Raw genomic sequence first — 25,634 nt, 5'->3', positions numbered from 1 at the left:
ACCGCGGGAGGCTGAAAGAACTCTGCGTGCACGCTGGAAGGGCACTGTCAGCGCGGTTCGGGCCGCTCCTGGTAGCACTTGAAACTCAGTGCGAGACGACCACGCCCGTGTGTCATCGAGCGCAGCGCGACCGGATAGTCGGTGACCTCGCTGGTCGGCACCGACGCGATCACGGTGACCTCGCCGTCCCCTGCCGGTTCGGTGCCCTCGATCTGGCCGCGCCGCCGTCCGAGATCCGCCATCACGTCACCCTGAAGCGCCGACGGCACCGTGACCTCGACGTGGTCGACGGGTTCGAGGACGAGGGTGCCCACCTTGTCGATGGCCGCCCGAAGGGCGAGTGCCCCCGCCATCCGGAAGCTGAAATCGTCGGAGTCGACCGAGTGATGCTTGCCGTCGAGAACGGTGGCCCGTAGGTCGACGAGCGGAAACCCGTGCCTGCCTCCGCGTCCCATCGATTCGGCGATCCCCTTGCCGACCGCGGGAATGAGGGACTTGGGTATCACTCCACCGCGGGTCTCGTCGACGAACTCGTAGCCCTCGTCGCGGGGGAGCGGCTCGAAGCGGACCGTCGCCACCCCGAACTGGCCATGGCCGCCGCTCTGCTTCTTGTGGCGGCCCTCCGTCTCCACGGTGCCGAGCAGCGTCTCGCGGTAGGCGATCTTGACCGGTTCGGTCTGGAGGGTGATGCCGTACCGCCGCTTCAACCGGGTCAGCGCCACCTGCACGTGCACGTCGCCCGCGCCCCGGACCACCGTCTGGTGGGTTTCGCTGTCGCGGGTCACTTCCAGCGTCGGGTCGTCGCTGACGAGCTCCGCCAGGGCGGTCGCCAGTTTGTCCTCGTCGCCTGCGCTCTCGGCGGCCACGGCGATCCCGTAGACCGGACGCCGGTGCACGATCGGAGGCACGGTGAGGGACGAGCCGATCGGCGCGAGGGTGTCGCCCGTCGACACGTCGGTCAGCTTGATGGCGCCGACGATGTCGCCCGCCTCCGCGGTGTCGATCGCGGTGTGCTTACTGCCGAGGACGCGAAGGAGGTTGTGCAGGCGCTCCTTCGCGCCGGTGCGCTGATTGACGAGGACGTCATCGGCGTGCACGGTGCCGGACAGGATCTTCACCAACGCCACCTGCCCGACGTATTCGTCGGTCTGCGTCTTGAAGACGTACGCGAGCGGGTCCCCCGAGGGATCGCACCGCACCTCGGCGACCCCGTCACCGCGCACTTTGGCGACCCCGTCACCGCGCACTTTGGCGACCCCGTCACCGCGCACCTCGATGCCCGGGACCTCCGACGGTGCGGGCGCGATCCGGCACACGAAGTCGAGCAACCGGTCGACGGCGATCGCATCGACGGCCGACCCGCACAGCACCGGCCACAGCGAGCCCGCCGCGAAACCCGCGCGGAGCGCGTGCTCGAGTTCGGCCACGGAGATGTCCTCCCCGTCGAGGTACTTCGACAGCAGGTCGTCCTCGATCTCGACCACGTCCTCCACGAGATGCTCGTGCTGTTCGTGCTCGCGGTCGGCGATGTCGGCGGGCAGTTCGTCGCTCGTGTTCGCGGACCCGCTGTCGTAGAGGATGACGTGCTCGGTGAGGAGATCGGCGACCCCGGTGAACGCCGACGCTTCGCCTACGGGCAGGTCGACCGGCTCGACTCCCGACCCGAAATGGTCGCGGATCCCGGCAAGGACGACATCGAACGACGCCCGCTCCTTGTCCATCTTGTTCACGAACAGGATGCGTGGGATGGATCGCTCGCCGGCCACCTGCCACAGCAACTCGTCGTTCACCTGCAGACCGCTGACTCCGTCGATCACGAACACGGCGACGTCCGCGACCCGGAGCGCGGTCGTCGCGTCGCCGACGAAATCGGCGTAGCCCGGCGGGTCGAGGAGGTTGATCCGGTAGTCGCCCCACGAGAAGGAGGCCAGGCCGAGCGTCAGCGACTGCGTGCGGTCGTGCTCCTCGGGCTGGGTGTCGAGCACGGTGTTACCGCTCTCGACGCGTCCGGGCCGGGTGACGACACCGGCGCGGAAGAGCATCGCCTCCGCGAGTGTCGTCTTCCCGTTACCCTGATGTCCCACCAGAGCGATATTGCGGATCAGATCCGTCTCGGTCGTCACTGCTACCCCCACCACAGCACTGTCGTTGGGTCGCTCCCGACGATACCGCGCGCGCGACCGCCGGTGAGGCGTTATCTTCCACCTCGACAGGTGGGCGCGACGTCGGTCCACCACACCCGACACCGAATGGAGACCGGCATGGCTTCGGACGACTTCCTCGTCGAACGTTCCACCGTCATCGATGCGAGCCCCGACGTCGTTCAGCCGCTTCTCGACAACTTCCGGCTGTGGCAGTCGTGGTCGCCGTGGGAGAACGTCGATCCCGACCTGAAGCGCACGTACTCCGGCCCGGAGTCGGGCGTCGGCGCCGCCTACGCCTGGGAGGGCAATCGCAAGGCGGGTGCGGGGTCGATGGTGATCACTGAGTCGGTGCCCGGCTCGAAGGTCGTGCTCGACCTGAAATTCCTCAAACCGTTCAAGGCCGACAATGTCACGACGTTCCTCCTCGAGCCGAACAGCGCCGGGACCACCGTCCGCTGGCAGATGACCGGCAAGACCAACCGCTTCTTCACGATCGTGGGGGTCCTCTTCCCGATGGACAAGATGGTGGGCAAGGACTTCGAGAAGGGGCTCGCACAGCTGAAGGCGGCGGCCGAGCAGCGTTAGGCGTCCGTTCCCGTCGTCAACTCGAGGTCGGTCATGGTCCTGAATCGGGGCGTGCCGTCGCTGCCGTTGCGTGCCTGTTCCATCACGAGGCGGGCGGCCCGCCCGTTCAGGTGGAGAGTCGCGACCTGATCGCCGAAGAACGGTCCGGCGACCTTCGACCAGTCGATGGGGACGGGTGGCACCCGCGACACCCGGCCGAGGATGAAACGCACGGTCCGCTCGGTGGCGCGCCGCCACGAGATCCGGAACGTCACCTTCATGGCGGCCGGAACGTAGTTGTGCAGGGGCGAGCACGTCAGCTGATACACCAGTGACTGCAACCGCTCGGTGTAGTGCGCCTGCGCGACGTAGGCGTGGTGGACGTCCCCGGACAGCACCGAGATGGTGGACGGCGCCCGGCCCCCCGGCCCGGCCCGACGGCCTGCGCCGACCTCGGCGAAGAGGCGGGCGAGCCGGTCGAATGAGTCGCGAAACGCCGCCCAGTGCTCCAGGTCCGCTCCCCGCCGGATCTTCTCCGCCAAGGCCGCGACCCGCGGGCCACGGGACCCGGCGGCGAGGCGTTCGTCCCAGGACTCGAGGTCGTGAAGGGCGCGGGGCAGCAACCACGGCAGCGACGTGCCGACGAGGAGGTGGTCGTAGGTGCCCTCGGTCTGACGTTCGATCCAGGAGAATTCCGGGTCGGACACCATCTCGCGGCGACCGCCGGAGAGGATGCGACCGCACCTCGAGTCGATGACGAGCAGCCTCGCAACCCCGAGGTCCCGGCGATACGACCATTGCATGCCTTTGGCCCCGTCCGCTTCCTCGTCGGCGGCAGACGCGAATTCGCGGAGCATCGGCTCGACGTCGCCGCCGTGCTTCCGAACGCGTTGGTACAGTTCATTTTCGGCGAGGTGACTCGGCGCCAGGTTCCCGAGGTGCTGGTAGACCCAGTACGAGGAAAGCGCGCCGACGATGCGCTCCTCCCACCACGACGTGGCCTCGATTTCGGCGCGCCAGGATTCCGAGGTGTTCCAGTCGTCCCGGACGTCGTGGTCGTCGAAGATCATCGACGTCGGAACCGTCGACATCAGCCAGCGCACCTGAGGGTCCGACCACGACTCGGCGTAGAGCCAGGTGTACTCCTCGAAATTGCGCACCTGCGGCCCCGGTGGCTCGTTCACGTCGTGGATCTCGGCGACCCGTGCCTCGGTCTCGGGGGAGAGTTCGTCGGCGTACACCTGATCCCCGAGCAGCAGCAGGGCGTCGGGCCACTGGTCCGGCGACTGTTCGGCCATCCGCACCGCATACGCGTCCAGGGCGTCGGCGCCGAGGTGCCGGTTGCCCTCCGTCGTGGACATCGTGGCGAACCGGCACGACCCGAACGTGAGGACGAGCGTGTCGTCGTCCTCCCGGAGCGTCCGGATCATCGACGGGACGGCACTCGGCAACGGCCACACCGGGCGGCCGTCGAGGGTCACCTCGTACGGGGTGGTCGACCCGGGCTCCAGACCCTCCACGACGACGAGCGCATAGTGGTGACCCGACACGTTCCACGTGCGTTCCTCGTGGCCGAGGACTCGGACGGTGCACGCCTCCGACGTCTCGACCCACACCGTCGCGTCGCACGTGCCGACATGTCTCAGCAGTGGCCCCAGAATCAGCTCCGCCATGACGTCACCCTGCCGATGTTCGTTCCATGCAGTCAGCTTACGGACGTCGGCGTCGGCAAGGGCGCGACATCCGAAGATGCTTGTCGGACAGAATGTGTCGGCGGGTGCCGGTAGCCTGTCGCGCATGGCTGAACCAGTGAAGGGCCCCGCGTCCTATTTCCCGTCGATCGAGGAGAAGTACGGTCGGCCGATCAGTGAATGGCAGACGCTCATCCGGTCGTCCGAGCTGACCAAGCACATGGAGTTGGTGAGCTGGCTGAAGTCCGATCACGGCCTCGGTCACGGTCATGCCAATGCGTTGGTCGCGTACACCCTGAAGGAGGACGCCGCCGACTGAGGGACCGGGCAGATCGGCGCCGGAGGTCCTCGCCTCCCTGGCGCGGCCGGATCCGGACCTCTCGCCACGATGAATCCGGTATTCGGCCGCGGGATATCATTCCGACGACGAATCTGGTGTCGAGGGTTCTGCTGTCGAAGGGAATCGAAGTGAGCACGAAAATCGAACAACTGGAGTTCCAGGCGGAGACCCGCCAGCTCCTGGACCTCATGATCCACTCGGTGTACTCCAACAAGGACTCGTTCCTGCGGGAGCTCATCTCCAACGCGTCGGATGCGCTGGACAAGTTGCGGCTCGAAGCCTTCCGCAACAAGGAGCTCCACGTCGACACGTCGGATCTGCACATCGAGATCGAGGTGGACGCGGAGCAGCGCACGCTCACCGTCCGCGACAACGGCATCGGCATGTCCCACGAGGAGGTCGTCGACCTCATCGGCACGCTGGCCAAGTCCGGCACCGCAGACCTGCGCCGCAAGTTGAAGGAAGCGAAGGACGCCGCCGCCTCCGAGGAACTGATCGGGCAGTTCGGCATCGGCTTCTACTCGACGTTCATGGTCGCCGACAAGGTCACCCTGCTGACGCGGAAGGCAGGCGAGAGCGAGGCCACGCGCTGGGAGTCGAGCGGCGAGGCCACGTACACGATCGAAGCGGTCGACGACGCCCCGCAAGGCAGCTCCGTCACCCTGCACCTCAAGCCCGAGGACGCCGAGGATCACCTGCACGACTACACGTCGGAACGGAAGATCAGGGAGCTCGTCAAGCGCTACTCCGACTTCATCGCGTGGCCGATCCGGATGAACGTGGAGCGCACGGTCCCCGCGGAGGGCGACGGCGAGGACGAGGTCACCACGACGTCCGAGACGATCAACTCGATGAAGGCGCTGTGGGCGCGCTCGAAGGACGACGTCTCCGAGGACGAGTACAAGGAGTTCTACAAGCACATCGCCCACGCCTGGGACGATCCGCTCGAGGTCATCCCGATGAAGGCGGAGGGCACGTTCGAGTTCCAGGCTCTGCTGTTCATCCCGTCCCACGCGCCGTTCGACCTGTTCATGCGGGACGGGAAGACGGGTGTGCAGCTGTACGTCAAGCGCGTCTTCATCATGGACGACTGCGACCAGCTGATGCCGGAGTACCTCCGCTTCGTCAAGGGTGTGGTCGACGCTCAGGACCTGTCCCTCAACGTGTCCCGTGAGATCCTTCAGCAGGACCGGCAGATTCGTGCCATCCGGCGCAGGCTCACCAAGAAGGTCCTCACCACGATCAAGGACCTGAAGGCCGAGCGGCCCGACGACTACCGCACGTTCTGGGCGGAGTTCGGCCGCGCGGTCAAGGAAGGCCTGATGTCGGACACCGACAATCGGGATGTGCTGCTGGGTATCTCGTCGTTCGCGTCCACCCACAGCGAGGAGGAGCTGACCTCGCTCGAAGACTACGTGGCGCGGATGAAGGACGGTCAGGAGCAGATCTTCTACGCAACCGGAGAATCCCGGCAGCTGCTCGAGAGCTCACCGCACATGGAGGCCTTCCGCGCGAAGGGCTTCGAGGTGCTGCTGCTCACAGATCCGGTGGACGAGATGTGGGTCGGTGCCGTGCCGGAATTCGACGGCAAGGCGTTCCAATCGATCGCCAAGGGCGAGGTCGATCTCGACACCGAGGAAGACAAGAAGGCGCACGAATCGGAGCGGGAGGAGCAGGAGAAGGACTTCGCCGGCCTGCTCTCCTGGATGGCCGACGCGCTGAGCGAGCAGGTCAAGGAGGTGCGGCTGTCGACGCGGCTGACCACGTCGCCGGCCTGCATCGTCGGCGACGCGTTCAGCATGTCGCCGGCGCTCGAGCGGATGTACCGGGCGTCCGGACAGCCCGTCCCCACCACGAAGCGCATCCTCGAGCTGAACCCGACCCACCCGCTCGTCACCGGGCTGCGGGAGGCGCACGGCGAACGCAACGAGGATCCGGCGCTGGGGGAGACCGCGGAGCTGCTCTACGGGATGGCGTTGCTGGCCGAGGGCGGCGAGCTGGAGGATCCCGCCCGGTTCACCACCATGCTCGCCAACCGTCTCGCCAGGACGGTGTAGTTCACCTTGCTCGTATTGGTCACGGGGGGAACAGGTTTCGTCGGTGCGTGGAGTGCGAAGGCTGCGGTGGACGCCGGTCACCGGGTGCGCTTCCTCGTGCGGGATCCTGCTCGCCTCGTGACCAGTGCCGCGGCACTCGGACTGGACACGTCCGATCACGTGGTCGGTGACATCACGGACGCCGAGTCCGTGCGCCGCGCTCTGGACGGCTGCGACGCCGTCATCCACGCCGCGGCCGTGGTCGCGGTCGACCCGCGGCGCGCGGAGGAGATGTTGCAGACCAACCTGGCCGGCGCGCAGAACGTGCTGGGAACCGCAGTCGAGCTGGGCCTCGACCCGATCGTCTACGTCTCGAGTATCGCCGCGCTGTTCCAGCCGGGGGCCCGGCTGCTCACTCCCGAACTGCCGGTGTGCGGGCCTCCCGACGCCTACGGCCGGAGCAAGGCACGTGTGGAGCAGTACGCTCGCGACCTTCAGACCGACGGCGCACCGATCGCGATCACCTATCCGGGCATGATCATCGGCCCGCCCGCGGGAAACCAGTTCGGCGAGGCGGCTCAGGCAGTCGAGGCCGCCGTTCACCTGCGGGGTCTGCCCGGGCGGAGCGCGGCGTGGACGATGGTCGACGTCCGGGAGGTGGCGAGCGCGCACGCCGCGCTCCTCGAGTCGGGACGCGGCGCCCGCCGGTACATGCTCGGTGGTCCCCGGATTCCGATCGCCGGGATCGCGGAGATGCTGGGCGTGATCACCGGCAAATGGATGGGGGTGTTCCCGGTTCCGGACGCCGCGTTGCGCCTGGTGGGCAGGCTGGTCGACGCCGTCGACCGGTTCGTCCCCATCGACACCCCGATTTCGGAGGCCGCGATGGAGTACTACACGCGGATGCCGGACACGGACGACCGCCCGAGCGAGAGCGAACTGGGCGTGAAGTACCGGGATTCGGCGGAGACCTTGGCCGACACCGTTGCGGGGCTGACGGAGGCGGGCCGACTGTGAGTGCGCAGGCGGGCAGGCTGTGAGCTTCACTCGTGCGGAGTTGGAGTCGTTCCGGGACGCCGAGGTTGCGGACCTCATCGGACCGGGCTGCCGACTGCTGTTCGTCGGTATCAACCCGGGACTGTGGACGGCCGCCACTGGGGCGCATTTCGCGCGCCCGGGCAACCGTTTCTATCCGGCCCTGCTGGCCGCGGGGATCATCGAGCGTCCGATCGATCCGACGGCAGGGATGTCGGACGCGGATCGCGATCACCTGATCGAGCGGGGCGTCGGCATCACCAACCTTGCCCCGCGCGCCACGGCGAAGGCGGACGAGTTGACCGGTGAGGAGCTGGCCGTCGGCGCCGAGCGCTTGCGCACCGTGGTCCGCGACACCACTCCCCGGGTGGTCGCCGTCGCCGGAATCACCGCCTATCGCACGGCTTTCGGGGAGCGTGCCGCGAAGAAGGGCAAGCAGCCGCGCGACCTCGAGGGCGCGGAGTTGTGGCTGGTCCCGAACCCCAGCGGGCTCAACGCCCACGAAACCGTCGCCACGCTGGCCGCGTCGTACCGGGAGGCGGCGATCGAGGCGGGAATCATATCCGGCTGACCGGGCAGGTCGCTAGGCTGCGGAGATGACCGTCGTCTACAACCTCTTCTTCGTCTGCCACCTGCTCGGCATGGCCGCCCTCGTCGGCGGCTATTTCGCGGTGCTCGGGGCGCCGCGGATCTCCGAGGTCATGGTGTGGGGTGCGCGGCTCCAGTTCGTGACGGGACTGATCCTGGTCGGGCTCGGCGAGGCCGCACTGGACAAGGATTACAACCACGTCAAGATCGGCGTGAAGCTTCTGCTCTCACTGGTGGTGGTCGCGCTCGCCGAGATCGTCCGGGGCAAGCAGAACAAGGGGCAGGAGAATCCGAACCTGGTCCACGTGACCGGTGGGCTCGGCATCGTCACCGTGCTCGTGGCCGCCCTCTGGACCTGATCCCGCGCCGGTTTCACTTCTTCGGTGGAGCAAGGATTTTCATCGCCAGTCGCTGCGCGGACTCGGGCATCCGGTCCTTCATCGACATCGCGAACTCGCCTGCCTTCGTGCGCACGGACGTGCCCCTGCCGAACCGCCGGTTGAAGGCGGATCCCTCGGTCGGCTGATCGAAGTGGAGGGGCGGGGCGCCGTCCGCGGCGCCGAGAGCGCGCCCGATCACCATCCGCTGAATCTCACTGGTGCCCTCGAAGATGGTGTACAGCTTGGCGTCCCGGTACCACTTCTCGACGGGGTGGTCGCTGATGTACCCCCACCCGCCCATCGTCTGCAGTGCGCGTTCGGTGGTCTTCACCGCGGCCTCCGACGCCGCGAGTTTCGCCATCGAGCCCGCGCCGTGGCGGAACTCCACTCCCGCCGCCGCCATCCACGACGCCCGCCAGGTGAGCAGCCGCGCGGCGTCGATCTGGGTCGCGAGGTCGGCCAGCGGAAATGCGATGCCCTGGTTGTCGATGATCGGGCCGCCGAACGCCTCGCGGCGGTTCGCGTACTCGGTGGCGTATTCGAGCGCTGCGCGGGCGATGCCCAGCGCCTGAGCGGCGACCATGGGGCGTGTCTGCTCGAACGTGCCGAGGGTGGCCGATTTGCGCCGGGGCGCGCCGGTTGCTACCTCTTCCTGCACCTCACGGGCCTTCCGCATGCGGTTCTGCAACTTGTCGTCGCCGCCGAGCAGATGGTCGGCGGGAACCCGCACCTGATGGAACTTCAGCTCCGCCGTGTGCGACGCGCGGCAGCCCAACTTGTCGAGCTTGCGGACGAGTTCGATACCCGGACTTCCGCCGGGCACCACGAAGAGCGCCTGACCGCGATGGCCCAGGTCCGGGTCGACGGTCGCGTTCACGACGTGCACGTCGGCGATTCCCCCGTTGCCGATCCACATCTTGTGTCCCTCGATCACCCACTCGTCGCCGTCGCGCGTCGCGGTGGTCCGCAGATTGCGGACGTCGCTGCCGCCCTCGGGTTCGGAGATGCACAGTGCGGCGAGTTTCAGGTTGCCGGGCTCGCCGAAGCACTCGGGCGCCCAGCGCAGCATCTGCTCCGGCGTCGCGGCCTGCCCGATCGACGACAGCGCCAGCGCGGGCATCACGACGGCCAGCCCGATTCCGGCGCAACCCCAGAACAACTCCTCCATGAAAAGGGGGAGGGACAGGCCGGTCGGGTCGCCGATGAGGTCGCGGTAGAACAGCGGACTGTAGAAGCCCTCCTGCGCGGCCTTCTCGAGAACGTCCCAGGGGAACTCCTGCGCGCGGTCGTGCTCGGCCGCCACCGGCCGGATCACGTTCTCCGCGAAGGCGTGCGTCCGCTCGACGAGGTCTTTCTGCGCCGGAGTGAGAGCGAGGCTGAAAGTCATGGCAGTCCCTCGGTTGCCGCGTTGGTGTGCAACAACGTAACACTCACGGCCTGTCGCGGGCGAGATTCACGCTATCCTGGATGGTGAGATGGTGATCCCATTATCTGGTCGAAGTTGCTAGCGTCGGAGACATGAACGGCGACGAGACGGTCTACACCCACGGTCACGACGAATCGGTGCTGCGAAACCACCGATGGCGCACCGCCGAGAACTCCGCCGGTTATCTGCTCCCGCACCTGCGCGCAGGCATGGCGTTGCTCGACGTCGGGTGCGGGCCGGGCACGATCACCGCCGACCTCGCGGGACTCGTCGCACCCGGAGTCGTCACCGCCGTCGAGATGAACGACGAGGCGCTGTCCCTCGCCAGGAACGAGTTCGCGAAGCGGGGAGTCCCGAACGTCCTGACCGTGGTGTCGGACGTCCACGCCCTCGACTTTCCCGACGACAGCTTCGACGTCGTGCACGCGCATCAGGTCCTGCAACACGTCGGCGATCCGGTGCAGGCGCTGCGCGAGATGAAGCGGGTGTGCAGGCCCGGTGGAATCGTCGCCGCCCGCGACGCCGACTACGGCACCTTCACATGGTTCCCGCCGACACCGGAACTCGACGAATGGCTGACGCTGTACAACTCCATCGCGCGGGCGAACGGTGGTGAACCGGACGCCGGCCGTCGCCTGCGGGCGTGGGCGCACGAGGCGGGTCTCGCCGACGTCGTGAACACCGCGAGCACGTGGTGCTTCTCCTCCGACGAGGATCGCGAGTGGTGGGGAGGGTCCTGGGCCGATCGCTCGCTGCAGTCGCACTACGCGGACCGGGCGCTCGAACTGGGGCTCGCCACCGTGGCGGACCTGGAACGCATCGCGGCGGGCTGGCGTTCGTGGGTGCGGGAGGACGACGGCTGGTTCGCGCTGCTGCACAGCGAGATCCTCTGCCGGGTGTAGCAGCGCGGAGGGAAATCACGCAACGAGTGCCCGAGGATGGAACACTCGCCCCATGACGACGTTACGGGTGGGTCGACTGTGGTTGGCGGGACTGATGGTGGCTCTGATCGGGCTGGTGCTCGCACCCGGCGCCTCCGCAGCCCCGGACAGAGCAGTCTTCTCCGGCGCCTCGGACCAGGTGATCACGGTCTACGCGCCGTCCGCGGGGGCAGTGATCGCCGAACTGACCGCCTGGGAACGGACTGCGGACGGCACGTGGCAGGTGTTCGCGGGCCCCGTCCCCGCCGACGTCGGCGCAGAAGGAATCGGTGCGGCGAACGAATTCTCCACCCGCACGCCGGCCGGTGTCTTTCCGCTGTCGCAGGCGTTCGGCCGGCAGCCCGCACCGGAGACGGCGATGCCGTATTTCCAGTCGGACCGGCGGGACTGGTGGGATTCCAATCCGCTCTCGCCCACGTACAACACGCACGTCCGGCAGGACGCGAGCCCCGGTGGTAACAGCGAGAACCTCTACGCGGCCGGACCGCTGTACGACTACGCGGTCGCGATCGGTTACAACGCCGCCCGCGTTCCCGGCCTCGGTTCGGCGATGTTCCTGCACGTCACGGACGGCACCACCACCGAAGGGTGCGTCGCCATCGACCGCGACACGCTGACCTCACTCCTCGGCCGGCTCGACCCGGCGAAGAACCCCGTCATCGAGATCGCCGTAGGCGCGTAGCGCCCGTGCGCCTTTCTGGTTGCTCCAGCTACCAAAAAGGCGCACGGGCGGCGGAGCCGCCTACAGGCCGGGACGCTTGCCGATGGTGAGGGTGGGGGTGGAGACACCGGCGAAGAAGTCCTCGCCCTTGTCGTCGACCACGATGAACGCGGGGAAGTCCTCGACCTCGATCTTCCAGACCGCTTCCATGCCGAGCTCTTCGTACTCGACGATCTCGACCTTCTTGATGCAGTCGAGGGCGAGACGCGCCGCGGGACCGCCGATGGACCCGAGGTAGAAGCCGCCGTACGACTTGCATGCGTCGGTGACCTGCTTGGAGCGGTTGCCCTTCGCGAGCATCACCATCGAACCGCCCGCGGCCTGGAACTGCTCCACGTAGGAGTCCATGCGACCGGCGGTGGTGGGGCCGAAGGAACCGGACGCCATGCCGTCGGGGGTCTTGGCCGGGCCGGCGTAGTACACCGGGTGGTCCTTGAGGTACTGCGGCATGTCCTCGCCGGCGTCGAGCCGTTCCTTGATCTTGGCGTGGGCGATGTCGCGCGCGACGACGAGCGGGCCGGTGAGCGACAGCCGCGTCTTCACCGGGTGCTTGGACAGCTCGGCGAGGATTTCGGGCATCGGCTTGGTGAGGTCGATCTTCACTGCGGCGCCCTTGCCGGTGCCGGAGACGCCGTCGGTCTCGGCGTCGAGCTGGGCGTCGGTGACCTCGGGGAGGAACTTCCCCGGGTTGAATTCGAGCTGCTCGAGGAAGACGCCCTCGGGGGTGATCTTCGCCTTGGCCTGGCGGTCCGCCGAGCAGGACACGGCGAGAGCGACGGGCAGCGACGCGCCGTGCCGGGGGAGGCGGATGACGCGGACGTCGTGGCAGAAGTACTTGCCGCCGAACTGTGCGCCGATGCCGATCTGACGCGTCAGCTCGAGCACCTTCTCCTCGAGTTCCAGGTCGCGGAATCCGCGGCCGGTGATCGCACCCTCGTTGGGGAGTTCGTCCAGGTAGTGCGCCGACGCGTACTTGGCCGTCTTGAGCGCGAACTCCGCGGACGTGCCGCCCACGACGATCGCGAGGTGGTACGGCGGGCAGGCTGCGGTGCCGAGGGCGCGGATCTTCTCCTCGAGGAACCGCATCATGCCGTCCGGGTTCAGGATCGCCTTGGTCTCCTGGAACAGGTAGGACTTGTTGGCGCTGCCGCCGCCCTTGGCCATGTACAGGAACTTGTAGGCGTTCTCGTGGCCGGTCGCCGTGTCGGCGTAGAGCTCGATCTGGGCGGGGAGGTTGCTTCCGGTGTTCTTCTCGTCCCACATCGTGATCGGCGCGTTCTGCGAGTACCGCAGGTTGAGCCGGGTGTAGGCGTCGTAGACCCCCCGGGCGATGGCCTTCTCGTCGTCGCCGGGGGTGAGGACGTGCTGGCCGCGCTTGCCCATGACGATCGCGGTGCCGGTGTCCTGGCACATCGGCAGCACGCCGGCGGCGGAGATGTTGGCGTTCTTGAGCAGATCGAGTGCCACGAACTTGTCGTTGCCCGATGCCTCGGGATCGTCGAGGATGCTCGCGAGCTGCGTCAGATGGTCGCTGCGCAGGTAATGCGAGATGTCGTGGAGCGCGGTCTCGGTGAGCAGGCGCAGCGCCTCGGGCTCGACGGACAGGAAGGTGCGGCCGTCGGGTCCTTCGACGGTCGACACCCCCTCGGTGGTCAGCAGCCGATACTCGGTGGGGTCCTCACCGATCGGCAGCAAGTCCTCGTAGAGGAAGTCGGCCATTCTATCTCCTGGACAGCGGGTTGTGTGAAGTTCGTATCCAGGCTAGACGCGGGCTCCGGCAGCCCTGTGACGCGGGGGCATGCTTCGACCTGCGCAGTGGCGTGGCTCACAGAGGTTTCACAGACGAATCCGTACACTTGACTTGATGCGTGTACACGAAGCAGATCGGCCGGCCGAATGACCCCTGAAGTCCAGTGCGCCGGAGCTGTCGACGGCGAGAAGTCCGGTGCACGCGCCAACCGTCCCGTGCTGCATGCCTACCTGGACATCGCGATCGTGGTGGTCGTCCTCGCGGCCACGAACCTGATCGCGCACTTCACCACCGCGTGGGCGAGTATCGCCACCGTTCCCATCGCCGCTGTCGTGCTGCTCGTGCTTACCCGGCGCCGCGGGCTCGGCTGGGCAGAACTGGGGCTCTCGCCCCGGCACTGGCGAAAAGGTTCGTTGTACGCGCTGGCGGCGATGGGACTCGTGATCGGCATCGTGGCGATCGGCGCAGCCCTGCCGATCACCCGCCCCTTCTTCATGGCCGACCGGTACGCCACCCTGTCCGGTGCGCTCATCGCGTCGATGATCGTTATCCCGTTGCAGACCGTCATCCCCGAGGAGCTCGCGTTCCGCGGCGTGCTGCACGGCACCCTCGACCGGGTCTACGGCGCACGTGGCGTGTTCGCGGCGGGATCGCTGATGTTCGGTCTCTGGCACATCGCGTCGTCGCTGGGACTGACGTCGGGCAACAAGGGACTGTCCAGCTTCCTCGGTGGCGGCGTCCTCGGTCAGGTGCTCGGCATCCTCGCGGCGGTGGTCGCGACGGCGGCCGCGGGCGTCGTGTTCACGTGGCTCCGTCGCCGCAGCGGCAGTCTGATCGCGCCCATCGCGCTGCACTGGTCGCTGAACGGCGCGGGTGCGCTCGCCGCCGCCATCGTGTGGCACACGACCATGGCCTGAGTCCGCAAGTCAGCCGGCTTCCGGCGTTCAGAGCCATTCGAGCAGCTTCTCGTACACCGACTCGTGGTTGAGCATCGTGAAATGGTTCGCGGGCGCGAGGTGCATGCCGTCCTCGTCGCGGAAGCCGATCATCCGCGTCCGGTTACGGCCGGACGCACTCGGCACGAGCACCATGCCGTCGCCGAGCAGGCGTCCCAGCGGGTGTCTCGGGCTGCGCGTGATGGTCGCGGAGACGAAGCAGTACGTCACGCCGTCGAGGAGCGGGACCTCACTGCACGCCGCGGCGCGGAGCGCGTCGGGATCGCGATCGCGCCAGTCCTCGTCGACGAGCGAACCCTGGTTCAGATCGCGGATGCCGGCGCTCCTTCTGCGCAGGAGCCCGGAGATCGCCCGCGTCTCGGGCAGTGCGGCCAGGCCGGCGCTCGCGTAGTGGACGGCCTGCTCCAACGGGGCTCCGAGGTGGGGTGAGCCGAGACTTACGACATGTTGAACCTGCCTCACCCACGGGCGGTCGTCGAGGAAGGCGATCCGGCAGGCGCTGCGGGCGACGAGGCCACCCATGGAATGCCCGACGAGGGCGATCGACTCGACCTGGACCGGCCAGTGCTCGGTGACCGCGTCCAGAAGTTCGGACAGGCTCCTGCCGTTGTCCGAGATGTGCCTGCCGGAGTTGTACCGGATCTGCAACGCCGTGTACCCCAGGTCCGTCCCGAGCCGTTCACCGTAGGTGGGACGGCGACCCAGTGCCCACGCGTCCTCGGTCTCGACGAGTCCGTGCAGGAAGACGACGATGCGGCCACCGGCGCGCGGGAAGGCGTCGGCGAGCGTGCCCGCGTCCGGTGCGAGCGCGACACCGTTCACCCGTATCGACAGGGGTTCGGCGAGCGGCGACCCCTCCGATTCCAGTATGTCGCCGATCAGACCCTGGATCGCGGCGATGGCCTGGGCTCCGCGGCGTGTCTGGGACGGGGCGACGTTCTCCGACGACGGGAGATCGAGGAACCGTCCTGCGAGGGAACCACCGAGACGTGCGGTGTCGGCGACGAGTGTGTACGCGGCGCCCGAGATCTCGTCGTGGAGCAGTTTGGCGGGGACGGCGTGGGAGCCGACACCGAGCCGGATGCCGGCGAAGACACGATCCGAGATGGCGCGGTGGATGCTGCCGATGCCGGTGGCGGCGGCCCCGATTTCCTCGAGGGCCAGCCGGGCGAGGGCCCGCACCTCGGAGCGGCGTCTGATCTGCGGGTCGGTCACGAGATTTGAGTGTACGCATGTGCACTGAGATGCGCGCGTGTTACGGAAGTGTCGAACATATGCGCCGTAGTCGATTATTTCGAGAATAAATCAACGGTGAAGCGGAAAAGTTGATCTTCGGAAGGTCGACTCAATTGGTCGATCGACCAATTCCGGGAAACTCGCTGGTGACGTGGATAATGAACATGTTCACGTCACGCATTAATCGCCGTGATAGGTACGTGATTGAGCCGAACGAAGTGTGCCGACAACGCCGTGACGGGGCTCGCGCGCCTGAGCGTGCGAACCCCGTCGCGGGTGTTCAAGTCTTGTGCCAGCGGAAATGCTAGCCAATCGTGGCCGCGGCCGCGGTTGCGGCGTCTGCGCCACCGCCCAATGCGTCGGCGGAACCCGAGAAGAAGTCCAGGGCACCGGCGAGGTCGGAGAAGGCGGAGAAGAATTCGGACAGGAAGGCGAGATCCATGCTTTTAACTCCTTGCTCGGTTGTGGGCATTTATGTCGGCGCTGAGCGGGCGCCGGATTCATTCCTACCGTTATTGAAATGAGATCGCAATCCGAAGGTTTAACCGAAATGAAACGCGGGACGAATTACCGGGTTCCGACCAGGTGAGAAGCCCGTGTCCGGATTCGCATCCGTCGGGCCTGATCCCACGATGTGGGAGCCGCGGCGCTGCCTGAATACCGCCGTCGCCGGGCGCCGGCGGGGCTATCCTCGTCCCACGACGTGTAGCGCCTTCCGGACATACCGACGTATAGGGGAATCCATCATGCGCAAGACCATCGTCACCGGTATCGCGGTCGCGGCCATCGCTCTGCTCGGCGCGGCCGGCTGTTCCGACGACAGTTCGAACGAGGCTCCGATCGCGACCACGACGACCTCCTCGGCGTCCGACCGGGTGGAAGGCGCGATCAGCAGTGTCCAAGCCACGGCGTCGTCCGCTGTGAACACCGCGCGCGAGGCCACGCAGAACGCGATCAACTCGGCCATCTCGGCGGTCCCGATCGGATTCGAGTCGGGAACCGCCGAGCTCAACGCGATCTCCGACGTCACCGTCAGCGCAGTGGCCGCAGCGCTGAACGCCAGCGACAACAACATCCGGATCGAGGCGTACGCCACCAACTCGGACGAGTCCGCCGCCGAACTGCTGGCCGATCAGCGCGCCCAGGCCGTCGCAAACGCACTCGAGGCCAAGGGCGTCGACAAGAGCCGTATTTCCGTCGAAGGAACGGCGAACCCGCCCGAAGGCGTGAACGCCGATCAGGTGGAGATCACCGTCGAGGACAGCTGACCGGCACGGTCAGTGCAGGACCGCCCGGTGCTCGTTCGTGAACGGGACGTGCTCGGCGGTTCTGCCGTCGCGGAGTTTGAGCACCCACTCGGGATCGGACAGCAGCGCGCGACCCACCGCGACGAGATCGAATTCGCCGTTCTCGTACTGCCGGAGCAGGCGGTCGATACCGGCGGTGTTCGACGCGCCGTCCGAGGTGAAGGCCGTCGTGAACACGTCGTCGAGGCCCACCGAACCGACCGTGATGGTGGGTAGTCCGGTCAGCCGTTTGGTCCAGCCGGCCAGGCCCAGTTCCCCGTCCTCACCGGCCAGCTCCGCGAACGCCGGTTCCCAGTGCCTGCGGGTGGAGGGGTGCAGCACGTCGACACCGGCGGCGACGAGGGGTGCGAGCACGGCCGCGAGTTCGTCGGGGGATTGTGCAATCCGGGAGTCGTAGTGGTTCGACTTCCACTGGCTGAAGCGGTAGACGATCGCGAAGTCCTCGCCGACGGCCTCGCGGATCGCTGCGACCACCTCGGCGGGGAACCGGGTGCGGTCCTCGAGGGATCCGCCGTAGCCGTCGGACCGGACATTCGTGCGGTCCCACAGGAACTGGTCGAGCAGATAGCCGTGGGCACCGTGGAGTTCGATGCCGTCGAAGCCCACGTCGCGTGCGTTGACGGCGGCCGCCACCCACGACTCGCGCAGCGCGTCGAGATCGGATTCGGTGAATTCGCGTCCCAGGCGGGTCCCGTCCAGAGCGATTCCGGACGGGCTGGCGGTGGTCACGTCGGGATTCAGGCGGGGCTGCGGACCGCGTTCGACACCCAGGTGCCACAGCTGCGGGATGATCTGCCCGCCCTCGTCGTGGACCGCGTCCACCACCGATTTCCAGCCCGCGAGGCTGTCCGGTCCGTAGAGCCGCGGCACCCGGGTGTGAGATCCGGCGGCCGGGTCGGGAATGTACGTCCCCTCGGTGATGACGAGTCCGACGCCGCCCGCCGCACGCCGCCGGTAGTAGGCCGCGACATCGTCCCCGGGAACGCCGCCGGGGGAGAAAGCTCTGGTCATGGGTGCCATCGCGAAGCGGTTCCGTAGCCGGAGGGATTTGACGGCGAACGACTCGAAGAGCCCGTCCACGGGTAGCGGTGTTTCGGTCATGCCTGTCTGCAACTGATCTTGGTTACGCACTATTCCTGCATACGGCCTGCTGTGTAGTTGTAATCTGAAGTCACAGTCGACACTCGCTGCCGGCGCGTGGGCCCTCGCCCACGCCCGGTCTGACGGGAGGGTGCACTGATGGGCACGAACGACGGAAAACCTGCCGATCTGGTGCTGTTCGGTGACGTGGTCACCATGAACGACGCCGCGCCACGCGCTCGGGCGGTCGCGGTGCGCGACGGGCGGATCGCCGCCGTCGGCAACGATTCCGCGGTGTTCCCGCTGATCGGACCGGCAACGATCACGGTCGACCTGCACCGCGCATGCATACTCCCGGGATTCATCGAGGCGCACGGCCACCCGCTGAACTCCGCGGTGTTGCTCGGCGAACCGGTGGTGGACATCAGGCCGGTGACCATCGCCGATGCGGGGGAGGTGGTCGACGCCGTGCGCCGCGCCGTCGACGAACACCCCGACGGCGCCGTGCTCAACGGCTGGGACCCACTGCTGCAGAAGGGACTGCCCGAGCCGACCCGTGACTGGCTCAATTCGATCGCTCCCGATACGTCCCTGGTGATCCTGCACAACACCGGCCACGTGGCCTACTTCAACGACGTCGCCGCGCGGGATTCCGGATTGACCAAGGACACGCCGGACCCGGAGGGCGGCAGTTTCGGTCGCGACGAGTCGGGTGAACTGGACGGTTCGGCGTTCGAGGCGCCCGCGGTGATGGCGGTGGCCGCCTCGATCCTCGCGGGCGCGACCACCCGGCTCCCGGAGCTCCTCGCCGCGGAATGCGCGCGGATGAACGCGGCAGGGATCACCACCGCCAGTGAGATGGCATTCGACCCACGGTTCCGGAGCGCCCTGACGGCGTTCGCCCGGTCCGGCGCTCTCACCACCCGACTGCGGTTGTACGAGATGTCCAACCCGGAGCGCACCTCCGAAGTCTCACCCGGAGTCGGCAACGACCTGCTGCGCCAGGTGGGCATCAAGATCTGGTCGGACGGGTCGCCGTGGGTGGGCAATGCGGCCACCAGCTTTCCGTACCTCGACACGGACGTCACCCGGTCGCTCGGCCTCGCCGGAACGCGTGGCGAGGCCAATTACACCGAGGACGAGATTCTCGAGATCAGCAAGCCGTATTTCGAGAACGGCTGGCAGATCTCCTGCCATGCCAACGGTGACGCCGCGGTCGCCCTGGTCCTCGACGCGTGGGAGCGGATGCTCGCCGACTCGCCACGCGAAGACCACCGACTCCGGCTCGAGCACGTCGGGGCGATGACCCCGGACCAGTTCCGCCGAGCGACCGAACTCGGCGTCACGTGCAGCCTTTTCGTCGACCACCTCTACTACTGGGGCGACGTGCTCGTCGACGACCTGTTCGGTCCCGAGCGCGGAGCACGCTGGGCGGCTGCCGGTTCCGCGATCAAGGCGGGCCAGCGGATCTCGTTCCACAACGATGGCCCGGTCACCCCGACCAACCCGCTGCGCAACATCGCCGACGCCGTCACCCGCCGCACCCGATCGGGACGTGTGCTCGCTCCCGAGGAACGGATCTCCGTCCCGGATGCCCTGCGGGCGGAGACGATCAACTCGGCGTGGCACCTCCGGAGCGAGGACGCCATCGGGGCGATCGTCCCCGGTATGCACGCCGATCTCGTCGTGTTGTCGGCCAACCCACTGCTGGTGGATCCCGACGACATCGCGGGTCTCGAGGTGCTCGCCACGATCCTGGAGGGTCGGACGGTCTTCGGAAAGCTGGAGTGATCCGGGTGGCGCCCGGGTCGAGGGCTCTGCGGTCGATCGGGACGTCAGCCGGAAACTGGATCCGGACTTCGGGTTACACCCGCAAATGGCTGGTTCTCGGCGTCGTGATCGGGATCGTCGCCGGGCTCGGAGCGGTCGTGTTCTACGTCGCGCTGTCGGAGGCGACGCAACTGCTGATCGTCGGCATCGGGGGTTACCACCCGCCGACCGCGGCGGGTGACGGTGGGGCGGTCGGCAGCCGGGAGTTCACGAGACCGTGGGCAATCCCGCTCGTGGTGTGCCTGGGTGGTCTGGTGTCGGGCATCATCGTGTTCACGCTGGCACCGGAGGCCGAGGGGCACGGCACCGACGCGGCGATCGACGCCGTTCACCGGGATCCCCGCATGATCCGCGTCCGCGTCGTCCTCGTGAAGCTGGTCGCGTCCGCCATCACGATCGGGTCCGGCGGATCCGGCGGTCGCGAGGGACCCACCGCGCAGATCTCGGCGGGTTTCGGATCGCTGCTCGCCCGCAGGCTGGACCTGTCCCCACGGGACGGCCGAATCGCCGTGGCGATCGGGATCGGCTCCGGTATCGGCGCGATCTTCGGCGCCCCGCTCGGCGGCGCGGTGTTGTGCTGCACGATTCCCTACAAGGAAGACTTCGATTTCGAGGTGCTTGTGCCGGCGCTGGTCACGTCGATCGTCAGCTACACGGTGTTCGGCAGCTTCCTCGGATTCGGGCCGCTGTTCGGGTACGCCGCTCAGGACTACGTCTTCGACACCCCGGTCCAGCTGGTGTGGTTCGCGCTCATCGGTGTGCTCGGCGGCCTGATCGGATTGCTGTACAGCGGGACGTTCTACACGGCCGTCGATCTCACCCACCGTCTGCCCGGCAGCCGGATCGTCAAACCGGCGGTCGGCGGGCTGCTCGTCGCACTGATGGCGCTCGTGTTGCCGGAGGTGCTGGGCAGCGGTTACGGCTGGATCCAGCAGTCGATGGCCCGCGCCGACCTCACGGCGATCCCGCTGTGGGTGGTGCTGCTGTTGCCGTTCGCGAAGATCCTCGCGACGTCGCTGTCCATCGGCTCGGGGGGATCCGGCGGCATCTTCGGCCCGGGAATGGTGATCGGGGCGTTCACCGGCGCAGCGGTGTGGCGACTGCTGGAACCGTTTGCCCCGGGCGTCCCCGACAATCCGGCGCCCTTCGTCATCGTCGGCATGATGGCCTGCTTCGGGAGCATCGCCCGCGCTCCTCTCGCGGTCATGCTGATGGTCGCGGAGATGACGGGCAGCGTCGGTGTGCTGGTGCCGGGAATGATCGCCGTCGGGCTCGCCTATCTCATCGTGCGCCGATCGGGGAAGACGATCTACCGGGCGCAGCTCGAGAACCGTGCGGAAGCTCGGCTCGCCCCGGGATGATCGGATCGGGGTCCGTGTGCGGAGTGCCGGGTGGATTCCGGCATGCTTGTGGCCATGACTGTTCACGTTCCTCAGTACGTCGACCTCCTCTGGCCAGCGCTTCAGGCTGCCATTGCTCTCGGTGGGTCGGCGTCCAACGAGGAGCTCGACAGTGCAGTCGTTGAGCGAGAAGGGCTTTCGTCCGACGTGCAGGGTGTGCTGCACGGTGACGGTCCCAGCACCGAGATCGAGTACCGGTTGGCGTGGGCCCGCACCTACCTCAAGGGGATGGGTCTGCTCACGAACAGCCGGCGCGGGGTGTGGAGTGTGACGGAGAAGGGCCGCGAGGTCGCCGAGAGCGAGATCCGCCCCCTGCACGCCGAGTTCTCCGCCGAGAACCGCAAGAAGAATGCCGCCCGCAAATCGGCGAAGGCCGCGTCCCGCCGCAACGACGAACCGGATGCCAACATCGCCGAGGCCGAGAACGACGCGGACTGGAAGGACCTCCTGCTCGACACGGTCCTGAAGATGTCGCCGCCCGCATTCGAGCGGCTGACCCAGCGGTTGCTGCGGGAGGCCGGATTCTCGAGCGCGTCCGTCACCGGTCGCGGCGGTGACGGGGACATCGAGGGGCTCGGGGTGTATCAGTTGTCGTTGCTCAGTTTCCCCGTGTTCTTCCAGTGCAAGCGCTACAGCGGCAGCGTCGGGGCCGGCGCGGTGCGCGATTTCCGCGGCGCGATGGCGGGCCGCGGCGAGAAGGGCCTGCTCATCACCACCGGAACGTTCACCGGTGACGCCCGCACGGAGTCCAAGAGGGACGGGGCGCCGCCGATCGACCTGATCGACGGCGACCGGCTGTGCGACCTGTTGAAGGAGCATTCGCTGGGTGTCCAGACCACCACGCGTCTCGTCGAGGACGTCGAGGTCAGGTCGGACTACTTCCACTCGCTGGAGCCGAAATGATCAGCGCCGGGTCACCTACCCGGCGCCCGGACACTCTTTCCCGTTGCGGTATGGCCACGAAGCGATCACGCAGGCCCTGAAGCGGTGCCGACAGTGTCCTTCCGTGTGTAAAGAGGAAGTTAAATACACATGTCGATGACGTGAAAGACGATCGAGGGAAGTCGTTATGACGACCACGACGCCGTGGCCGTTGACGGGCCACAGGGCACGGCCGCCCGCCGGAATGCTCGCGGACCGTCGCTTCGGGATGCTCGTCGACCAGTTCTTCCGACTCTTCCACGACAGCAGCCAGGGCGGCGGCGCGCTGGCCGTCTATCTCCACGGTGAACCGGTCGTCGACGTGTGGGCGGGATGGGCCAGCCGCGACACGTTCTGGCAGGACGACACCGTCACCCTCACGTTCTCCACGGGCAAGGGCGTCGCGTCCACGGTGCTGCACCGGCTCGCGGGACGCGGGATCATCGACTACGACACGCCGGTGGCGCAGTACTGGCCCGAGTTCGCCGCCGAGGGCAAGGACGAGATCACGGTGCGCGAACTGCTGTCGCACCGCGCCGGACTGCACCGGGTTCGTGGGCTCGTGCCCGGACCGCTGAGTCTGATGGACCATTCGCTGGTCAGTGCCGCACTGGCCGCGGCGACCCCGGATCAGCGGCGGCTGAAGGTCCCCGGATATCACGCGGTGACGTTCGGTTCGCTCGTCGCCGAACTGACGTCCCGCGCGGCCGGGAAACCCTTCACCGAGCTGGTGCGCACCGAGGTCGCCGAACCGCTCGGGGTGAAGGAGTTCTGGTACGAGGTGCCGCCGGCCGAGCGTGCCCGGATCGCGAGGACCTTCCCGCACATCAACCCGTTCGGCGTTCCGTGGGGAGCCACGTCGTTCGCGATGTCGCGGCTGCCCGGTCTGCGCAACCTCGCCGACGCGGGCATGCCCGCGGGTTTCGATGCCCTCGTCCGCAACCCCGCGATCCACGACAGCGTGATGCCGGGATGGAACGGCGTGTTCAGTGCCCGCGCGCTGGCGCGGATGTACGGGGCGCTGGCGAACGGCGGAACCGTCGGCGGTGTGGAGTTCCTCCCGCCGGACGTCGTGGCGCAACTGAGCCAGGTGCAGACGACGGCCCGCGACTACGTCCTGGGCATACAGATGAACTGGCGGCTCGGCTACCACGCGGGAATGGTGGCACGCCGCAGGCAGCCGTCGAATACCTTCGGGCACTACGGCTTGGGTGGGTCGGGCGCGTTCGCCGACGCCGACAGCGGGCTGTCGATCGCCTTCGTCACCAACCGGCTCGGCAACATGCTGACCCCCATCGCCGACCTCCGCCTGCCGAAGCTCGGCTCGACGGCGCTCGCCATCGCCGAGCGGCTGTAGCCGAGCAGTTCCGGCCGCCGGCGAACCAATTCGATTTCGACGCGCCGTTTTTCGATCGTCGCGAGCCGCAGGTCTGGAGAGCGGGGGACCGGTAGCATCGTGTCCGTGACCGACGCGACCGCCCACACCAGCCGTCCTGATCGGTTGCGTGTCCTCGTCTACAGCGACGATGCGAACACCCGCCAGAAGGTTGTGCTGGCGCTGGGGACGCGTCCGCACCCCGACCTTCCGGAGTTGGAATACGTCGAGGTGGCGACCGCGCCCGTGGTGATTCGGCAGATGGATGCCGGCGGTGTCGACCTGGCCGTTCTGGACGGGGAGGCGGTGCCCGCGGGCGGGATGGGGATCGCGAAGCAGTTGAAGGACGAGATCGACGACTGCCCCCCGATCCTGGTTCTGACCGGGCGCCCCGACGACGCCTGGCTGGCCACCTGGTCGCGGGCCGAGGCCGCGGTGCCGCATCCGCTCGACCCGATCCGGTTGTCCGAAGCGGTCATAGCGCTGCTGCGCACCCGCCGCTCAGCTTAGGCTCTCCTGACTCCGATTTCCGCCGCGTGAAGGTGCATCGAGCGCCTGTGCCGCAGGGGTTTTCCGTACTTCGAGATCGCCTGGAACTCGCACGGTCAAATCGACCGGGCTCGACTACTTCCCTTGTACGCTGTGGCATAACTCACAAGAGCGTAGCTTCGGAAACGACCGTCCGGGAATCGGGCGGACAGGCTCGGGAAGAGGGGAGCTGAGACGGATTGAATGTCTACGTGCCGATCCTCGTGCTCGGGGCGATTGCGGTCGCGTTCGCGGTCTTCTCCGTGATCGTGGCGAGGATCGTCGGTCCGAGGCGCTACAACCGTGCCAAGCTCGACGCCTACGAGTGCGGCATCGAGCCGACACTCTCGCCTCTGGGTGCGGGCCGCATCCCGGTGAAGTACTACCTGACGGCCATGCTCTTCATCATCTTCGACATCGAGATCGTCTTCCTCTATCCGTGGGCTGTTCATTTCGATGCTCTCGGTTTCTTCGGTCTCGGGGCCATGGCCCTGTTCATCTTCAACGTCTCCGTCGCCTACGCGTACGAGTGGCGGCGTGGCGGTCTCAGTTGGGACTGATCGGTCCCGCCAGCGATCCAAAAGCTAAGTCGGAAGAGAAGAGTCGGATATGGGCATCGAGGAGAAGCTGCCGAGCGGCTTCCTGCTGACCACGGTCGAAGGGCTCGCGGGTTACGTCCGCAAGGGCTCGCTGTGGCCGGCGAGTTTCGGGCTCGCCTGTTGCGCGATCGAGATGATGGCGACCGCAGGCGGACGCTTCGACATCGCCCGTTTCGGCATGGAGGCGTTCCGGGCGTCGCCGCGGCAGGCGGACCTGATGATCGTGGCCGGCCGGGTGAGCCAGAAGATGGCGCCGGTGCTGCGGCAGATCTACGACCAGATGGTCGAGCCGAAGTGGGTGCTGGCGATGGGCGTCTGCGCGTCGTCGGGCGGCATGTTCAACAACTACGCGATCGTGCAGGGCGTCGACCACATCGTGCCGGTGGACATCTATCTGCCGGGGTGCCCGCCGAGGCCCGAGATGCTGCTGAACGCGATCCTCGCCCTGCACGAGAAGATCCAGCAGATGCCGCTCGGCGTTCATCGCGAGGAGGTGGCGCGGGCGGCGGAGCAGGCGGCGCTGGCCGCCACCCCCACCATCCAGATGAAGGGCCTTCTGAGATGAGTGGCGTGGATCGGTGGGCTGAGCCAGGTCGAGGAACCGAGATCCGGCGTCTGGGCCGTGCGGTCTGGACTGAGGAGCGAGGGAGCGTAGCGAGTGAGTGACGAGGGAAGGCCGGACGTAGAAGCCCAGACGCCCGCGAGCGAAGCGAGCCATGTCCCCGCGAGCCATGTCCCAGAACAGATCGGTGTGCGCAAGGGGCTGTTCGGGGTGCGGGGTAGTGG

24 protein-coding genes are annotated in these 25,634 nt (G+C 67.4%); 17 read left to right on the top strand and 7 right to left on the bottom strand.

Annotated elements, in window-relative coordinates:
- Positions 1-47: 47 nt before the first annotated feature.
- Positions 48-2,123, bottom strand: coding sequence for an elongation factor G (locus tag G9373_RS01355; protein ID WP_065490136.1), 2,076 nt, complete (start codon positions 2,121-2,123; stop codon positions 48-50).
- 138 nt (positions 2,124-2,261) lie between these two features.
- On the opposite strand from G9373_RS01355, the gene G9373_RS01350 reads away from it, so the two are divergent.
- The gene (locus tag G9373_RS01350; RefSeq protein ID WP_005253686.1) at positions 2,262-2,729 is read left to right on the top strand and encodes an SRPBCC family protein; all 468 of its coding nucleotides are present in this window, start codon (positions 2,262-2,264) and stop codon (positions 2,727-2,729) included.
- On the opposite strand, the gene G9373_RS01345 is transcribed toward G9373_RS01350, so the two are convergent.
- On the bottom strand, positions 2,726-4,381 hold the full coding sequence (locus G9373_RS01345; protein ID WP_005253685.1) for an alkaline phosphatase D family protein: 1,656 nt from the start codon (positions 4,379-4,381) through the stop codon (positions 2,726-2,728). The genes G9373_RS01350 and G9373_RS01345 overlap by 4 nt on opposite strands.
- A 124-nt stretch (positions 4,382-4,505) precedes the next feature.
- On the opposite strand from G9373_RS01345, the gene G9373_RS01340 reads away from it, so the two are divergent.
- The 5 genes from G9373_RS01340 (at position 4,506) to G9373_RS01320 (ending at position 8,757) form a co-directional block, all read left to right on the top strand.
- Entirely contained in the window at positions 4,506-4,718 is a 213-nt protein-coding gene (locus G9373_RS01340; RefSeq protein ID WP_167113612.1) for a DUF4287 domain-containing protein, read from the top strand.
- A gap of 149 nt (positions 4,719-4,867) precedes the next feature.
- On the top strand, positions 4,868-6,796 hold the full coding sequence (gene htpG, locus G9373_RS01335) for a molecular chaperone HtpG (RefSeq protein ID WP_133986417.1): 1,929 nt from the start codon (positions 4,868-4,870) through the stop codon (positions 6,794-6,796).
- A 6-nt stretch (positions 6,797-6,802) separates the two neighbouring features.
- Positions 6,803-7,792, top strand: a complete 990-nt coding sequence (locus G9373_RS01330; RefSeq protein WP_167113609.1) for an SDR family NAD(P)-dependent oxidoreductase — start codon at positions 6,803-6,805, stop codon at positions 7,790-7,792.
- A 19-nt stretch (positions 7,793-7,811) separates the two neighbouring features.
- Entirely contained in the window at positions 7,812-8,381 is a 570-nt protein-coding gene (locus G9373_RS01325) for a mismatch-specific DNA-glycosylase (protein WP_005253681.1), read from the top strand.
- Positions 8,382-8,406: 25 nt separating this feature from the next.
- A complete protein-coding gene (locus G9373_RS01320; RefSeq protein WP_005253680.1) occupies positions 8,407-8,757 on the top strand; it encodes a hypothetical protein in 351 nt (116 codons plus the stop codon).
- A gap of 13 nt (positions 8,758-8,770) precedes the next feature.
- On the opposite strand, the gene G9373_RS01315 is transcribed toward G9373_RS01320, so the two are convergent.
- Entirely contained in the window at positions 8,771-10,165 is a 1,395-nt protein-coding gene (locus G9373_RS01315; RefSeq protein WP_167113606.1) for an acyl-CoA dehydrogenase family protein, read from the bottom strand.
- Between the two features lie 131 nt (positions 10,166-10,296).
- On the opposite strand from G9373_RS01315, the gene G9373_RS01310 reads away from it, so the two are divergent.
- Positions 10,297-11,106, top strand: coding sequence for a methyltransferase domain-containing protein (locus G9373_RS01310; protein ID WP_005567020.1), 810 nt, complete (start codon positions 10,297-10,299; stop codon positions 11,104-11,106).
- 52 nt (positions 11,107-11,158) lie between these two features.
- Positions 11,159-11,827 carry a L,D-transpeptidase family protein gene (locus tag G9373_RS01305; protein WP_043790002.1) on the top strand — a complete coding sequence of 223 codons (669 nt, stop codon included), beginning with the start codon at positions 11,159-11,161 and terminating at the stop codon, positions 11,825-11,827.
- A 60-nt stretch (positions 11,828-11,887) separates the two neighbouring features.
- On the opposite strand, the gene G9373_RS01300 is transcribed toward G9373_RS01305, so the two are convergent.
- On the bottom strand, positions 11,888-13,585 hold the full coding sequence (locus G9373_RS01300; protein WP_054246711.1) for a fumarate hydratase: 1,698 nt from the start codon (positions 13,583-13,585) through the stop codon (positions 11,888-11,890).
- A 177-nt stretch (positions 13,586-13,762) separates the two neighbouring features.
- Between G9373_RS01300 and G9373_RS01295 the strand changes: the two genes are divergently transcribed.
- Entirely contained in the window at positions 13,763-14,533 is a 771-nt protein-coding gene (locus tag G9373_RS01295) for a CPBP family intramembrane glutamic endopeptidase (RefSeq protein WP_167113603.1), read from the top strand.
- Positions 14,534-14,560: 27 nt separating this feature from the next.
- Here G9373_RS01295 and G9373_RS01290 read toward each other — a convergent pair whose 3' ends face one another.
- Positions 14,561-15,787, bottom strand: coding sequence for an alpha/beta fold hydrolase (locus tag G9373_RS01290; protein ID WP_167113600.1), 1,227 nt, complete (start codon positions 15,785-15,787; stop codon positions 14,561-14,563).
- A gap of 325 nt (positions 15,788-16,112) precedes the next feature.
- Positions 16,113-16,250: a hypothetical protein gene (locus G9373_RS01285; RefSeq protein WP_009479155.1), complete on the bottom strand. Its 138-nt coding sequence runs from the start codon at positions 16,248-16,250 to the stop codon at positions 16,113-16,115.
- Between the two features lie 304 nt (positions 16,251-16,554).
- Here G9373_RS01285 and G9373_RS01280 point away from each other — a divergent pair, with 304 nt between their 5' ends.
- Positions 16,555-17,076: an OmpA family protein gene (locus tag G9373_RS01280; RefSeq protein WP_005567011.1), complete on the top strand. Its 522-nt coding sequence runs from the start codon at positions 16,555-16,557 to the stop codon at positions 17,074-17,076.
- Between the two features lie 9 nt (positions 17,077-17,085).
- Here the strand turns inward: G9373_RS01280 and G9373_RS01275 are convergent, their stop codons facing one another.
- Positions 17,086-18,216, bottom strand: coding sequence for an NADH:flavin oxidoreductase (locus G9373_RS01275; protein WP_133986420.1), 1,131 nt, complete (start codon positions 18,214-18,216; stop codon positions 17,086-17,088).
- A gap of 138 nt (positions 18,217-18,354) precedes the next feature.
- On the opposite strand from G9373_RS01275, the gene G9373_RS01270 reads away from it, so the two are divergent.
- The 7 genes from G9373_RS01270 to G9373_RS01240 all read left to right on the top strand — a co-directional run bounded on the left by G9373_RS01270 (position 18,355) and on the right by G9373_RS01240 (position 25,413).
- The gene (locus tag G9373_RS01270) at positions 18,355-19,986 is read left to right on the top strand and encodes an amidohydrolase (RefSeq protein ID WP_133986421.1); all 1,632 of its coding nucleotides are present in this window, start codon (positions 18,355-18,357) and stop codon (positions 19,984-19,986) included.
- Positions 19,983-21,386, top strand: coding sequence for a chloride channel protein (locus tag G9373_RS01265; protein WP_167113596.1), 1,404 nt, complete (start codon positions 19,983-19,985; stop codon positions 21,384-21,386). Before G9373_RS01270 ends, G9373_RS01265 begins: the two co-directional genes overlap by 4 nt.
- 42 nt (positions 21,387-21,428) lie before the next feature.
- Positions 21,429-22,328 carry a restriction endonuclease gene (locus tag G9373_RS01260; protein WP_005253670.1) on the top strand — a complete coding sequence of 300 codons (900 nt, stop codon included), beginning with the start codon at positions 21,429-21,431 and terminating at the stop codon, positions 22,326-22,328.
- Positions 22,329-22,494: 166 nt separating this feature from the next.
- Entirely contained in the window at positions 22,495-23,703 is a 1,209-nt protein-coding gene (locus G9373_RS01255; RefSeq protein ID WP_065490156.1) for a serine hydrolase domain-containing protein, read from the top strand.
- Positions 23,704-23,808: 105 nt separating this feature from the next.
- Positions 23,809-24,231 (top strand): response regulator transcription factor, encoded by a 423-nt coding sequence (locus G9373_RS01250; RefSeq protein ID WP_037202955.1) that lies wholly within the window; start codon positions 23,809-23,811, stop codon positions 24,229-24,231.
- Positions 24,232-24,449: 218 nt separating this feature from the next.
- Positions 24,450-24,809 carry an NADH-quinone oxidoreductase subunit A gene (locus tag G9373_RS01245; RefSeq protein WP_005239104.1) on the top strand — a complete coding sequence of 120 codons (360 nt, stop codon included), beginning with the start codon at positions 24,450-24,452 and terminating at the stop codon, positions 24,807-24,809.
- A gap of 49 nt (positions 24,810-24,858) precedes the next feature.
- A complete protein-coding gene (locus G9373_RS01240; RefSeq protein WP_005574811.1) occupies positions 24,859-25,413 on the top strand; it encodes an NADH-quinone oxidoreductase subunit B in 555 nt (184 codons plus the stop codon).
- Positions 25,414-25,634: the final 221 nt, after the last annotated feature.

The organism is Rhodococcus sp. A14, from assembly GCF_011603105.1.
GTDB lineage: Bacteria > Actinomycetota > Actinomycetes > Mycobacteriales > Mycobacteriaceae > Rhodococcus_F > Rhodococcus_F opacus.
This window is presented reverse-complemented; position numbering and strand designations above follow the sequence as displayed.